This window comes from Microbacterium sp. UBA7513 (assembly GCF_002478345.1).
GTDB lineage: Bacteria > Actinomycetota > Actinomycetes > Actinomycetales > Microbacteriaceae > Microbacterium.
Window position 1 is genome coordinate 21010 of sequence record NZ_DLNJ01000002.1, and the last position, 12687, is coordinate 33696.

Sequence of the window (12687 nt, forward strand, 5' to 3'; positions counted from 1 at the left end):
CGGCGTCAGCGCGCGGGCTCCAGTGGTGGCAGGTCGGCCGCGATGCGGAGCACCCGCGCGGCGGCCTCATGTCCGGCGGCCAGGCGGGTGTCGAGGTCGGCGCCGTCGAGGGTCGCGGCGAGGAACCCGGAGGCGAAGGCGTCTCCGGCACCGACGGGCTCGACGACGTCGACGGTCGGGGCGGGCACGAACACCGGGTCCGCGTCGCCGAGGAAGGCCGTGGCGCCGACGTCGCCGTCCTTGACGACGAGCAGACCGCAGTGCGGGAGGTGGGCGCGGATCTCCGCCGCCGTGGCGGTGCCCCAGATGCGCTCGGCCTCATCGCGGCCGACGAAGGCGATGTCGGCGGCGTCGGCCAGGCGAGCCAGGGTGGCGGACGCCTCCTCGGGGCTCCACAGCGCCCGGCGGTCGTTCACGTCGAAGGAGACGACGGCTCCGGCGGTGCGCGCGTCGGCGAAGAGCTGGTCGACCATCGCCAGGCAGGTCGGCGACAGGGCAGGCGTGATGCCCGTGGTGTGCACGATGCGCACGCCGGCGAGCTGCGCGGGGGACAGGAACCCCGGTGCCATGCGCGAGGCGGCCGAGCCGCGGCGGTAGTAGTAGACGGCCGACGACTCCACGCCGGGATCCTTGAACATCACACCGGTCGGCGCCTCGGCGTCGAGCTCGGTCCACAGCTCGACGCGACGCTGTTCCAGCTCGGCGGTGAGACGTCGGCCGAGGGGATCGTCGCCGAGGCGAGAGGCCCAGGCGGCGCGGTGGCCCGCGGCCGCCAGGCCGACCGCGACGTTCGCCTCCGCGCCGGCGTGCGTGATCGACGCCGTGTCGGCGGACGCGAGGTCGGCGCCGGTCGGCGTGATCAGTGCCATCGACTCGCCGACGCACACGATCGCGGGGGAGGAGGACGGGACGGAGGGGCTCATGAGGGGGTGACCGCCAGGGGCTCGGTGTCGGGATGGGGGCTCGCGTCGCGGTGACGCAGATCGGGGAAGGAGCGCACGAACACGATCGAGACGAGCAGTCCGACGCCCGCGAAGATGGTGGCGGCCAGGTAGGCGCCGCGCCAGTCGCCGACGTCGACGAGGAAGCCGGCGACCGCCGATCCGGCCGCGGCGCCGATGAGCTGTCCGGTGCCCGCCCAGCCGAAGGCCTCGGCGGTCTCGCTGAACTTCACGCTGGCCGTGGTGATGGCGAACAGCACCGCCAGGGCGGGAGCGATGCCGATGCCGGCGAGGATGAGCGTGCCGCCCAGCCAGAACACGTTGAGCATCACCATCGTGAGGGCCAGGCCCACGGTGACGATGAGCAGGCGGCGCGCCATGGCCCAGGGGCCGATCGGGACATGACCGAAGGCGAGGCCGCCGGCCAGGCTGCCGGCGGAGAAGACGGCGAGGACGAGGCCCGCCGCGAGGCTGCCGTGCTCGAACGTCGCGACCACGCCGACCTCGACCGCCGAGCAGGCGCCGATGAGAAGGAAGCCGATGACCGTCGCGAGGAGCACGGGCGGCTTGAGCACGACCTTGCCCAGCGCATTGCGGCTGCGGGGGATGCGCACGCGGCCGACCTCGGGGGAGAGGATGAACCATGCGCCGCCGGCGACGAGGACGATCGCCACCAGGAGCAGGCCCTCCATGGTGCCGACCTGGGTGGAGACGAGGGTGATGACCACCGGGGCCAGCACCCAGATGATCTCCTGCAGGGACGCGTCGAGGGAGAACAGCGGCGTGAGCTGGCCGGCGTTCACGAGCTTGGGGTAGATGGTGCGCACGGCCGCCTGCACGGGCGGCGTGGAGAGGCCGGCGATCATGCCGAGGGCCATGTAGCCGGGAACCGAGAGGGGCAGCAGCCCGAGACCGAGCACCGCGATCACGCAGACGGACAGCGTGAGGGTCAGCACCCGCCGCATGCCCCAGGCGCCCATCCAGCGGCTGGTGATGGGGCCGGCGACCGCCTGGCCGACGCTGGTCGCGGCGAGCACGAGGCCCGCCGATCCGTACGATCCGGTCTGCTGCTCGACGTGCAGCAGGATCGCCAAGGACATCATCCCGTTGGGGAAGCGCGCGGTGAGCTGGGCGGCGATCATGCGGCCCACTCCCGGCGTGCGAAGAAGATCCCGATAGCCCGCCACCAGACAACGGTACCGGGCCGCGGGGACGTCGGGGAGACGGGCCGGTGGCCGAGGTGCCGCGACACGCCGTGGACACGCCGACCGACGAATTCCACAGGCCTGGGGATGTCCGAAGCCCGTCGTAAGGTGCCGTCTGTGGATGGATCCCTCACAGGCTCCTCCCAGCCGCGATTTCCCGCGGCTCGACGACCTCGGGAGAGGGGGTCCGCCTGTGGAAGAAACGGTGGACAACCTGTGTTGTATCTGTAGAGAGCGGTGGAAAAACTACACGGATGTAACTACTACCCCTTGTGGTCGCACCGAATGTCCGTCCCTATATGTAGTATTGAGATCCCGGCGGAGGTCTGCCGGAGAAACCAGAGATTTGAGGGGTTCAGATGTCGATCACGGTGTACACCAAGCCTTCCTGCGTCCAGTGCAACGCGACCTACCGTGCCCTGGATGCCAAGGGCATCGAGTACGAGATCCACGACCTGTCGGAGGACCCGACGGCGCTGGAGCAGGTCAAGGCGCTCGGCTACATGCAGGCGCCGGTCGTCGTCACCGACGAGGACCACTGGTCGGGCTTCCGTCCCGACAAGATCGACGAGCTCGCGTCCCGCCTGGCGTGACCGACCATGAGCGCCGTCGCGACCGCAGCGCCGCTCCTGGTCTACTTCTCGAGCGTGTCGGGTAACACCGCGCGCTTCATCGAGAAGCTCGGGCTACCCGCCCGCCGCATCCCCCTCCACCGGAACGAAGAGGATCTCGTCGTCGACGAGCCCTTCGTCCTGGTCACCCCCACCTATGGCGGGGGTGCCGGGCGCGGGGTCGAGAAGGGGGCCGTGCCCAAGCAGGTGATCCGGTTCCTCAACGACGAGCGCAACCGGCGTCACATCCGCGGGGTCATCTCCGCGGGCAACACCAACTTCGGCGACGCGTTCTGCCTCGCCGGCGACATCATCAGCCGCAAGTGTCACGTGCCTCACTTGTATCGGCTCGAGATTTTCGGCACACAGGACGACGTGGATCGCGTGAGCGACGGATTGGAACGACGGTGGAATCTTCAGTGACCGAGACAGTGGCATTCAAGGTGAACCCCACGTACGAGGGCCTGGACTACCACGCCCTCAACGCGATGCTGAACCTGTACGACGCGAACGGGAAGATCCAGTTCGACGCCGACAAGCGCGCCGCGCGGGAGTACTTCCTGCAGCACGTGAACCAGAACACGGTGTTCTTCCACTCGCTCAAGGAGCGCCTGGACTACCTCGTGGAGAAGGAGTACTACGAGGGCGCCGTCATCGAGAAGTACTCGTTCGACTTCGTGCAGAAGCTCAACGATCTCGCCTACTCGAAGAAGTTCCGCTTCGAGACGTTCCTGGGTGCGTTCAAGTACTACACGAGCTACACGCTGAAGACGTTCGACGGCAAGCGCTACCTCGAGCGCTTCGAGGACCGCGTCGTGATGACCGCGCTCGCCCTCGCGGATGGCGACGAGAAGCTCGCCGTGAACCTCGTCGAGGAGATCATCTCCGGTCGCTTCCAGCCGGCCACCCCGACCTTCCTCAACGCGGGCAAGGCCCAGCGCGGCGAGCTCGTCAGCTGCTTCCTGCTGCGCATCGAGGACAACATGGAGTCGATCGCCCGCGGCATCAACTCCGCGCTGCAGCTCTCCAAGCGCGGCGGCGGCGTGGCCCTGCTGCTGTCGAACATCCGCGAGTCGGGTGCCCCGATCAAGCAGATCGAGAACCAGTCCTCGGGCATCATCCCCGTCATGAAGCTCCTCGAAGACAGCTTCAGCTACGCCAACCAGCTCGGCGCGCGTCAGGGCGCGGGTGCGGTGTACCTCAACGCCCACCACCCCGACATCATGCGCTTCCTCGACACCAAGCGCGAGAACGCCGACGAGAAGATCCGCATCAAGACGCTGTCGCTCGGCGTCGTGGTGCCGGACATCACGTTCGAGCTCGCCAAGAACGACGAGGACATGTACCTGTTCTCGCCGTACGACGTGGAGAAGGTCTACGGCGTCCCGTTCGGCGACATCTCGGTCACCGAGAAGTACCGCGAGATGGTCGACGACCCGCGCATCAAGAAGACCAAGATCAACGCGCGCGAGTTCTTCCAGACCGTCGCCGAGATCCAGTTCGAGTCCGGCTACCCGTACGTCATGTTCGAGGACACGGTCAACAAGGCCAACCCCATCAAGGGGCGCATCAACATGTCCAACCTCTGCAGTGAGATCCTGCAGGTGAACACGCCGACCACCTACAACGACGACCTGTCGTACAAGGAGATCGGCAAGGACATCTCCTGCAACCTCGGCTCGATGAACATCGCGCTGTCGATGGACGCCGACGACCTCGGCCAGACGGTCGAGACCGCGATCCGCGCGCTCACGGCGGTCAGCGACCAGAGCCACATCGGCTCGGTCCGCTCGATCGAGGACGGCAACGACCGGTCGCACGCGATCGGCCTCGGCCAGATGAACCTGCACGGCTACCTCGCCCGCGAGCACGTGTTCTACGGCTCGGAGGAGGGTGTCGACTTCACGAACATCTACTTCTACACCGTGCTGTTCCACGCGCTGCGCGCCTCGAACCAGCTCGCGATCGAGCGCGGCACGACGTTCGACGGGTTCGCCGACTCGACCTACGCGTCCGGTGAGTTCTTCGACAAGTACATCGACCGCGCCTGGGTCCCGGAGACCGAGAAGGTCAAGGAGCTCTTCGCGGGCAAGCACATCCCGACGCAGGAGGACTGGGTCCAGCTCAAGGCGTCGATCCAGGAGCACGGCATCTACAACCAGAACCTGCAGGCCGTGCCGCCGACGGGCTCGATCTCCTACATCAACAACTCGACCTCCTCGATCCACCCGATCGCCTCGAAGATCGAGATCCGCAAGGAAGGCAAGCTCGGTCGCGTCTACTACCCGGCGGCGTTCATGACGAACGACAACCTGGAGTACTACCAGGACGCGTACGAGATCGGCTACGAGAAGGTCATCGACACGTACGCCGCGGCCACGCAGCACGTCGACCAGGGTCTGTCGCTGACGCTGTTCTTCAAGGACACCGCCACCACGCGTGACATCAACAAGGCCCAGATCTACGCATGGCGCAAGGGCATCAAGACGATCTACTACATCCGTCTGCGTCAGCTGGCGCTCGAGGGCACCGACATGACCGAGTGCGTCTCGTGCATGCTCTGACACTTCGACAGGCTCAGTGACCCAGGAACTAGGACAAGAATGACTCCTCACTCCCCGCTCAAGCTGGTCTCCAGCGTGCAGGCGATCAACTGGAACCGCATCCAGGACGACACGGACCTCGAGGTCTGGAACCGTCTGGTGAACAACTTCTGGCTGCCGGAGAAGGTGCCGCTGTCGAACGACGTGCAGTCGTGGAACACGCTCACTCCCGACGAGCAGCTGCTCACCATGCGGGTGTTCACCGGGCTCACGCTCCTCGACACGATCCAGGGCACCGTCGGCGCGGTGTCGCTAATCCCCGACGCGATCACGCCTCACGAGGAGGCCGTCTACACGAACATCGCGTTCATGGAGTCGGTGCACGCGAAGAGCTACTCCTCGATCTTCTCGACGCTCGCGTCGACGAAGGAGATCGACGAGGCGTTCCGCTGGTCCACGGAGAATGCGAACCTTCAGAAGAAGGCGCAGATCATCATGGACTACTACCAGGGAGACGACCCGCTCAAGCGCAAGGTCGCCTCGACGCTGTTGGAGTCGTTCCTGTTCTACTCGGGCTTCTACCTGCCGATCTACTGGTCGTCGAAGGCGAAGCTGACGAACACGGCCGACCTCATCCGCCTCATCATCCGTGACGAGGCCGTGCACGGGTACTACATCGGCTACAAGTTCCAGCGCGGACTCGAGACGGCCGACCAGGCGCGCAAGGACGAGCTCAAGGACTACACGTTCTCCCTGCTCTACGAGCTCTACGACAACGAGGTGCAGTACACGCAGGACCTCTACGACGGCGTCGGTCTGACCGAGGACGTCAAGAAGTTCTTGCACTACAACGCCAACAAGGCCCTCATGAACCTGGGCTACGAGGCGATGTTCCCCTCCAGCGTCACGAACGTGAACCCGGCGATCCTGTCGGCACTCTCCCCGAACGCGGACGAGAACCACGACTTCTTCTCCGGTTCGGGCTCCTCCTACGTCATCGGCAAGGCCGAGGCCACGGAAGACGACGACTGGGACTTCTGAGCCCGTTGTGAGGCGTCACACAGTGTGACGCCGCACCACGGTGAAGTTGACACAACTTTGAGACCGGCGCTGGTTCGGGACCCCACTCTTCGTCAGTTCCTCGACGCGGCGGAAACCTCAGCGTGCGCTCAGGACGAAGGCCAGAACCGCTCCCAGGGCGGTGCCCGTGAGCATTGCGGCGGCCGTCCAGCCGACGATGCGACCTCGGGCGGCCTCGCGTTTCGTCGCGTACACGCCCGCGCCGAGGCCACCCGCCACCGCTGCCGCCATCGTCACGCCGGCGACGAGCGTCTGGACCCCGTAGTCCGGTGTCGGCGGGGCAGGATCGACGAGCGGAGTCGCGAAGCGGTAGGTCATGACGACACCCAGGGCGACGAGTGAGAGCGCGGTCATCGCTGCGATCAAGCCCCACGCTGTCGATGTGCGCATCAGTCACCTGTTCTTTGCGGAGTTCGATGACCGGGGGTCGCCACAGGCAGAACGCGGGTCAGTGACTCGCGGCGCGCTCCGCTTCCTTCTCCGCGACGATCCTCCGGAGGCCCGAGCTGGAGAAGCGATGGTCTCGACTGTTGAAGTAGAGCTCGATGCCGCTCTCCTCGCAGTACGCGCGGCCGGTGAAATCCCGATCGCGGTACTCATCGCCGACGATGCGCACATCGAGCTTGAAGGACCGAAGGATGTCCTCGAGGTCCTGCTCCGTGGAGTAGGGCACGATTTCATCCACGTGCTGACAGCCGCGAAGCTGGATGTAGCGCTCCACGACCGTCTGTGTCGGCGCGTTCTTCTCCGGACGGTCCAGGGTCGGATCCATCTGCAGACCGACGATGAGGTAGTCGCACTGCCGCTTCGCCTCGGCGAGCATCATGATGTGCCCCGCGTGCAGCAGGTCGAACGTGGAGAAGGTGATCCCCACTCGCGGTCCGGGGTTGTAGTCGCGCCGTTGCGCCGTGGACTCGTCAGACAAGATGTGCCCCCCTGTTCCCCGTACTCTACCGGCCCGCGCTCGCGCGCGTGCTCGTGGTGGATCATCCGCCCAACTGGAACACGACGGCGTGAGGAACACCAGCCATCCGTAGTTCGGCCGGTCGCAGAGGAAGCCCTTCCCTTCCGCATCGGTTTCGGCTGGACTGTGCGCATCGGTGTCGAACCAATCGGAGGGTGGGACAGATGTACCGCAGCAATGGAAACTACGAAGCATTCGCACGACCTCGGAAGCCGGAGGGGGCCGACGACAAGACGGTCTGGCTGGTCGGCGGCGGTCTCGCCGCGATGGCGGCCGCGATCTTCATGATCCGCGACGGGCAGGTCGCGGGGGAGCGGATCACGATCCTCGAGGAGCTGGGGCTGCCCGGCGGCGCGCTCGACGGGATCAAGTACCCCGAGAAAGGATTCGTCATCCGCGGCGGCCGCGAGCTGGAAGACCACATGGAGTGTCTGTGGGACATGTTCCGCTCCATCCCGTCGTTGGAGATCGAGGGTGCCAGCGTGCTCGACGAGTTCTACTGGCTCAACAAGGACGACCCCAACGTGTCACTGTGCCGGGTGACCGAGAAGCAGGGGCAGGATGCGCATACGAACAAGCTCTTCACCCTCTCGGAGAAGGCGCAGAAGGAGATCGTCGCCGTCATCCTCGCCACCCGTGAGGAGATGGAGGGCAAGCGCATCGACGAGGTGTTCGGCGACGACTTCCTCGGCAGCAACTTCTGGTTGTACTGGCGGACCATGTTCGCGTTCGAGGAGTGGCACTCGGCGCTGGAGATGAAGCTGTATCTGCACCGCTTCATGCACCACATCGGCGGGCTGCCCGACCTCTCCGCGTTGAAGTTCACGAAGTACAACCAGTACGAGTCGCTCGTGCTGCCGATGCGGAAGTTCCTCGACGACCACGGCGTGCAGTTCCGGTTCCATCACACGGTGACCGACATCCAGTTCGACATCGAGGACGGTCGCATCCAGGCGACGCGCATCGACTGGATCGCCGACGGCGAGCCCGGCGGCGTCGACCTGGGCCCTGACGACCTGTGTCTGGCGACGATCGGGTCGCTGACGGAGAACTCCGGCAACGGCGACCAGCACACCGCTCCGGAGCTGAAGACCGGCCCGGCCCCGGCCTGGGACCTCTGGAAGCGGATCGCCGAGAAGTCGCCGGCGTTCGGGAGACCGGAGGTGTTCTGCAGCGACATCGACAAGACGAAGTGGGAGTCCGCCACCGTCACCACCGTCGACGAGCGCATCCCGAAGTACATCGAGAAGATCTGCAAGCGCGACCCGTTCAGCGGCAAGGTCGTCACCGGCGGGATCGTCACCGCCAAGGACTCGGCCTGGCTGATGAGCTGGACGGTGAACCGGCAACCGCACTTCAAGGCGCAGAAGCCGAACGAGATCGTGGTCTGGGTGTACGGACTCTTCGTCGAGACGCCCGGCGACTACGTCAAGAAGCCGATGCAGGAGTGCACGGGCGAGGAGATCGCGCAGGAGTGGCTCTACCACCTCGGTGTGCCGGTGGAGGACATCGCCGAGCTCGCCGCGTCGGCGGCCAAGACGGTCCCGGTGATGATGCCGTACGTGACCTCCTTCTTCATGCCGCGCCGGGCCGGCGACCGTCCGCAGGTGGTCCCGGAGGGAAGCGTCAACTTCGCCTTCCTCGGACAGTTCGCCGAGACGACGCGCGACACGATCTTCACCACCGAGTACTCCGTGCGCACGGCGATGGAGGCCACGTATCAGCTGCTCGACGTGGAACGCGGCGTGCCGGAGGTCTTCAACTCGACCTACGACATCCGCTACCTCCTCAAGGCGACCGCGCGGCTGCGCGACGGCGAGGCCGTCCACATCCCCGGCCCGAACTTCCTCCAGGGCCGCCTCCTCGACAAGCTCGACAACACGCAGATGGGAGAGCTGCTGACGGACTTCGGGCTCATCCCCGCGCATGGCGCGACGGTGCCGCGCCCGCGGGACGACGACGCGATCGCGTGAGCGTGCGCTCAGGCGGCGACGTACTCCTGGCGGACTCGGCCCGCCGTCGCCAGCTCGATGTATCCGAAGTCGTGGTCGGAGTTGAGGATCACGGCGTCGTTGGCGACGGCGTACGCCGCGATCAGGCAGTCGAAGGCAGCCGCGGCTCGCAGGAATCCGTTGGTCCAGAGCGCCTGCTGGATGTCCAGGGCTATCCGCTCGTCGGGATGCTCCCAGGCGGGGAGCAGCTCCTCCATGTCTTCTCGCAGAGCGGCGTACTCCTCCGCGTCACGGGCCGAGCGGCAGTACTCGAGCACCTGCGGCGGGCAGGTGATGAGGAGGTGGTTCGGCGAGAGGGAGCGGAGGCGGTCGGCGATCGCGGCGCTTCTCCCTGCCTTCTGCCAGATGCTGTTGTCGACGAGGTAGATGGTCACCGGGGAGTGCTCGCGCTCCGTCCAGCGCCCTCGCGCCGCTCCGGCATCGGCTCGGGAGCCACGGTCGGTGCGTCGATCTGTTCGGCCTCGAAACGGCGGCCGATGATGCGCTCGACGGCGGCGGGCTGGCGACGTACCGCGATGAGGGTGCGCAGGGCGAGATCCACGGTCTCGCGGTTGGAGGTCGTGCCGGCGAGCTTCTTGGCCTGCTTCAACTCGTCGGGGTCGATGTCGATGGATGTGACGGTCATGGTCGTTCCTTCCTCCCCGCGATCTTGTATAAGGCAGTATATAAAACTGTCAGCCGGCGGTGGTCGGCTCACGGCGGGAGGGGAGGACACATGCGTTCGACGCGACCGATGCCCGGGAACCCGTGGCCGCACGACATGACCATCACCGTCGAGGATCGTCCGCACACGCTGCTGGAACTCCTCTGGATCCGCGAGGCGCACGGGCTGGATCCCGCCGATGACGCGCTCCCACCGCCGCTGGTCGACCGACCGGCGGCGGCCGCGCGGCGCGTGGACGAGGAGACCCGAGCGCGCTGGGCGGAGGTGTGGCCCCGGATCTGGGGCGATGCTGTCGCGCACGCCGCGACCGAGCCCGACCAGGCGCTGCTCGACCGCGCCGTCGCCACGACGCTGAGTCCTGACGAGCGGGAGACGCTGCTCGGGCGGATCGTCGGGCCCACAGCGCGGGACGCGTTCGGGGTGGAGGTGTCCGATGATGCGGCGTACCGCGACTGGGAGCGGCGCGGTTCCGAGGCGCATCTCGCGTCGCACCTCACGGCCCTCACGGACAGCCCCGAACACCGCGACGTCGCCACCCTGGCCGACGCCTGGCGGCGCGGCCTCGGAAGGGTGGTGACGCTGCCGTCCCGGGGGACGTACGTCCGGCAGATCGGACCGCACGCTCTCCTGGTCACCGATGAGGTGCGGAGCGATTCCGCCGCGTACCGCGTGGCGCTGGAGTCGTTCGGTCGAGGTCCCTCGGAGCACCCGTCGAGGGCGTGACGCCGAGCGGCCCGAGTCAGAGGACGAGCGGGAGGAACGACACGATCAGGCCGACGCCACCGACCGCGGAGAAGACGACCCCGACAGTTCGCAGCACCCGGCGCAGATGCGGCGGCTCACCGATCCGGATGCGAGCCGGGTCGTTCGAGCTGTGGAACCCGTCGAGCCATCCATCGGTGGTGGCCGTGGGCTCGCTGCGGCGCAGCGGTCTCTCGTGGAAGTCGCCGCCCGCGAACCAGCGAGCGGTGGGGCGGCCGTCCCGATCGATCACGGCGATCTCGACGGGGACCCACTGCCCCTCGACGAGCCGGATCAGCAGGGCCACGATGAGGAACGGGATTCCGACGCCGAGGCCGATCCAGGACAGCACCTCACCGACGACGGAGAGGGTATCCACGAGCTGCACGACTCCATCGTAGAGAGGGGAACCAGTGGGAGAGTCACACCTGCACGCGGATAGTCTGACCGGCATGACGGATTCCGCAGACATCCCGACGTCACGGCCGTTGGACGCCTGGCTCGACGCGCTCAGCCAGCCCACCGGCTCGCCGGGTGGCGGAGCCGCGACGGGGGTGATGCTCGGTCTGGCGACCGGGCTGATGGGCATGGTCGCCGGATACACCCGCGACGACGCCGTCGCCGAGATCGCCGGCCGTCTCGACAGCACGCGCGCGGCGCTTCTGGAGGCGGTCGAAGCCGACGGCGTGGTCTCGGCGGATCTCGGCGCCGCGCTCGCACGGGTGCCGGAAGACCCCGAGCGGGAGGAGGCGGTGCGAGCCGCCGCCCTCGATGCGGCCGCATCCGTCGCACGACTCGGTCGCCTCGGCATCACCGTGGTCGATGAGGCGCGCACGCTCGCCGCCCACGGGAACCCGCACGTCGCGGTGGACCTCGCGGTGGCGACGGAAGCGCTCGCCGCGGGGCTGGCGGGGGCGTCCCTGAACCTCCGGGCGAATCTGCAGCTCGCTCGCAGGCACGGGGCATCGACCGCGATGCAGGCAGGGCGCGATGAGGAGATCGGGCGACTGGCGGAGGCGCGGACTCAGGTCGCCCGGATCACCGTGGAGCTTTCCGCGCGCCTGGACTGACATGGCGCACGAAAGTCCGCTGCCTGAACGGGCCGCCGAGATCCTGGACGCCTGGGGTCTCTCTCCGGACGGGCCCCTCCTGTCCGGCGAGGCGGGGATCGTCGTCCCGGTCCGGCGGACGGACGGCCTCGCCGCCGTGGTGAAGCTGCAGCAGCCGGGGCCGGAGGTCGATGCGGCAGTACTCGGGCTGGCGCGGTGGGACGGGCGAGGGATCGTCCGTCTCCTCGCGAGCGCGCCGGATCGCGGAGCGATGCTCCTGGAGCGCCTCGATGCCGAGCGCAGCCTCGATGCGATGGACGATGACGATGAGGCCACGCGCATCGTCGGATCCCTCCTCGCACGTCTGCATCGCGTCGACCCGCCGGCCGGCCTTCCGCGACTGGAGGCGGTGGTGTCGCAGATGCTGGACGATGCGACGGAGGCGGGCACATTGCTGACCCGAGAGGACCGACGGCGGTTCGACCGGTGGCGGCGCCTCGTCGCGGACGTCGCCGCGACGCCCGGCAGCCGGTTCCTGCACTGGGATCTGCACTTCGGCAACGTCCTCTGCGCGGAGCGCGAACCGTGGCTGGCGATCGACCCCGAGCCCCTCGTCGGCGACGCGGGCTTCGATCTGTGGCCGGCGCTGGACAGCGGCTGGAGCCGCGATCCGGGCACCGTGGATGCGGCCCGCATCGTGCGGCGTCGGTTCGACATCCTCACCGAGATGCTGCACCTCGACCGCGCCCGCGCGGCACGCTGGACGACCGCGCGGCTCCTGCAGAACACACTGTGGGACATCGAGGACGGTGAGCCCGCGATCGCTCCCGCCGCGACGGTGCTCGACGATGCGCTGCGGTCGGCAGGGCTGGCTTGA

At 67.4% G+C, this 12687-nt stretch carries 15 protein-coding genes; 8 read left to right on the forward strand and 7 right to left on the reverse strand.

Going from position 1 to position 12687, the window contains the following annotated elements; genetic code table 11:
• Window positions 1-5: 5 nt before the first annotated feature.
• Window positions 6-923, reverse strand: a complete 918-nt coding sequence (locus B2W79_RS00150; protein WP_292785811.1) for a sugar kinase — start codon at window positions 921-923, stop codon at window positions 6-8.
• Window positions 920-2128, reverse strand: a complete 1209-nt coding sequence (locus B2W79_RS00155; RefSeq protein WP_292785813.1) for an MFS transporter — start codon at window positions 2126-2128, stop codon at window positions 920-922. The genes B2W79_RS00150 and B2W79_RS00155 overlap by 4 nt, the downstream gene beginning before the upstream one ends.
• Before the next feature lie 377 nt (window positions 2129-2505).
• On the opposite strand from B2W79_RS00155, the gene nrdH reads away from it, so the two are divergent.
• Genes nrdH through nrdF form a run of 4 tightly spaced genes read left to right on the forward strand, consistent with a single transcriptional unit; the run spans window position 2506 to window position 6341 of the window.
• Entirely contained in the window at window positions 2506-2739 is a 234-nt protein-coding gene (gene nrdH, locus B2W79_RS00160) for a glutaredoxin-like protein NrdH (RefSeq protein ID WP_017202656.1), read from the forward strand.
• 6 nt (window positions 2740-2745) lie between these two features.
• Complete coding sequence (nrdI, locus tag B2W79_RS00165; protein ID WP_060922465.1) at window positions 2746-3180, forward strand: class Ib ribonucleoside-diphosphate reductase assembly flavoprotein NrdI; 435 nt, start codon at window positions 2746-2748, stop codon at window positions 3178-3180.
• Complete coding sequence (nrdE, locus tag B2W79_RS00170; RefSeq protein ID WP_292785821.1) at window positions 3177-5321, forward strand: class 1b ribonucleoside-diphosphate reductase subunit alpha; 2145 nt, start codon at window positions 3177-3179, stop codon at window positions 5319-5321. Before nrdI ends, nrdE begins: the two co-directional genes overlap by 4 nt.
• 39 nt (window positions 5322-5360) lie before the next feature.
• Window positions 5361-6341, forward strand: coding sequence for a class 1b ribonucleoside-diphosphate reductase subunit beta (nrdF, locus tag B2W79_RS00175; protein WP_292785823.1), 981 nt, complete (start codon window positions 5361-5363; stop codon window positions 6339-6341).
• A 117-nt stretch (window positions 6342-6458) separates the two neighbouring features.
• On the opposite strand, the gene B2W79_RS00180 is transcribed toward nrdF, so the two are convergent.
• Together B2W79_RS00180 and B2W79_RS00185 are read right to left on the reverse strand one after the other, a co-directional pair.
• Window positions 6459-6734, reverse strand: a complete 276-nt coding sequence (locus tag B2W79_RS00180) for a hypothetical protein (protein WP_292785825.1) — start codon at window positions 6732-6734, stop codon at window positions 6459-6461.
• Between the two features lie 94 nt (window positions 6735-6828).
• The gene (locus B2W79_RS00185; RefSeq protein WP_292785827.1) at window positions 6829-7305 is read right to left on the reverse strand and encodes an adenylyltransferase/cytidyltransferase family protein; all 477 of its coding nucleotides are present in this window, start codon (window positions 7303-7305) and stop codon (window positions 6829-6831) included.
• 203 nt (window positions 7306-7508) lie between these two features.
• On the opposite strand from B2W79_RS00185, the gene B2W79_RS00190 reads away from it, so the two are divergent.
• Window positions 7509-9317, forward strand: coding sequence for an oleate hydratase (locus B2W79_RS00190; protein ID WP_292785829.1), 1809 nt, complete (start codon window positions 7509-7511; stop codon window positions 9315-9317).
• 8 nt (window positions 9318-9325) lie between these two features.
• On the opposite strand, the gene B2W79_RS00195 is transcribed toward B2W79_RS00190, so the two are convergent.
• Both B2W79_RS00195 and B2W79_RS00200 read right to left on the reverse strand, forming a co-directional pair.
• Complete coding sequence (locus tag B2W79_RS00195) at window positions 9326-9730, reverse strand: PIN domain-containing protein (RefSeq protein ID WP_292785831.1); 405 nt, start codon at window positions 9728-9730, stop codon at window positions 9326-9328.
• A complete protein-coding gene (locus B2W79_RS00200) occupies window positions 9727-9981 on the reverse strand; it encodes a type II toxin-antitoxin system VapB family antitoxin (RefSeq protein WP_062636763.1) in 255 nt (84 codons plus the stop codon). Before B2W79_RS00200 ends, B2W79_RS00195 begins: the two co-directional genes overlap by 4 nt.
• 135 nt (window positions 9982-10116) lie before the next feature.
• Here B2W79_RS00200 and B2W79_RS00205 point away from each other — a divergent pair, with 135 nt between their 5' ends.
• Window positions 10117-10743, forward strand: a complete 627-nt coding sequence (locus B2W79_RS00205; RefSeq protein WP_292785834.1) for a hypothetical protein — start codon at window positions 10117-10119, stop codon at window positions 10741-10743.
• Between the two features lie 16 nt (window positions 10744-10759).
• On the opposite strand, the gene B2W79_RS00210 is transcribed toward B2W79_RS00205, so the two are convergent.
• Window positions 10760-11149 (reverse strand): hypothetical protein, encoded by a 390-nt coding sequence (locus B2W79_RS00210; RefSeq protein WP_292785836.1) that lies wholly within the window; start codon window positions 11147-11149, stop codon window positions 10760-10762.
• A 64-nt stretch (window positions 11150-11213) separates the two neighbouring features.
• Between B2W79_RS00210 and B2W79_RS00215 the strand changes: the two genes are divergently transcribed.
• Both B2W79_RS00215 and B2W79_RS00220 read left to right on the forward strand, forming a co-directional pair.
• Window positions 11214-11831: a cyclodeaminase/cyclohydrolase family protein gene (locus B2W79_RS00215; RefSeq protein ID WP_292785838.1), complete on the forward strand. Its 618-nt coding sequence runs from the start codon at window positions 11214-11216 to the stop codon at window positions 11829-11831.
• Window positions 11752-12687, forward strand: a complete 936-nt coding sequence (locus tag B2W79_RS00220) for an aminoglycoside phosphotransferase family protein (protein WP_396654692.1) — start codon at window positions 11752-11754, stop codon at window positions 12685-12687. Before B2W79_RS00215 ends, B2W79_RS00220 begins: the two co-directional genes overlap by 80 nt.

Excerpts from the sequence above, each read along its gene's own strand:
- B2W79_RS00215 (WP_292785838.1), top strand. The coding sequence starts at position 11,214 with ATGACGGATTCCGCAGACATCCCGACGTCACGGCCGTTGGACGCCTGG.
- nrdI (WP_060922465.1), top strand. The coding sequence starts at position 2,746 with ATGAGCGCCGTCGCGACCGCAGCGCCGCTCCTGGTCTACTTCTCGAGC.
- B2W79_RS00150 (WP_292785811.1), bottom strand. The coding sequence starts at position 923 with ATGAGCCCCTCCGTCCCGTCCTCCTCCCCCGCGATCGTGTGCGTCGGC.
- B2W79_RS00205 (WP_292785834.1), top strand. The coding sequence starts at position 10,117 with ATGACCATCACCGTCGAGGATCGTCCGCACACGCTGCTGGAACTCCTC.
- B2W79_RS00190 (WP_292785829.1), top strand. The coding sequence starts at position 7,509 with ATGTACCGCAGCAATGGAAACTACGAAGCATTCGCACGACCTCGGAAG.
- nrdF (WP_292785823.1), top strand. The coding sequence starts at position 5,361 with ATGACTCCTCACTCCCCGCTCAAGCTGGTCTCCAGCGTGCAGGCGATC.
- nrdH (WP_017202656.1), top strand. The coding sequence starts at position 2,506 with ATGTCGATCACGGTGTACACCAAGCCTTCCTGCGTCCAGTGCAACGCG.
- B2W79_RS00180 (WP_292785825.1), bottom strand. The coding sequence starts at position 6,734 with ATGACCGCGCTCTCACTCGTCGCCCTGGGTGTCGTCATGACCTACCGC.
- B2W79_RS00200 (WP_062636763.1), bottom strand. The coding sequence starts at position 9,981 with ATGACCGTCACATCCATCGACATCGACCCCGACGAGTTGAAGCAGGCC.
- B2W79_RS00220 (WP_396654692.1), top strand. The coding sequence starts at position 11,752 with ATGAGGAGATCGGGCGACTGGCGGAGGCGCGGACTCAGGTCGCCCGGA.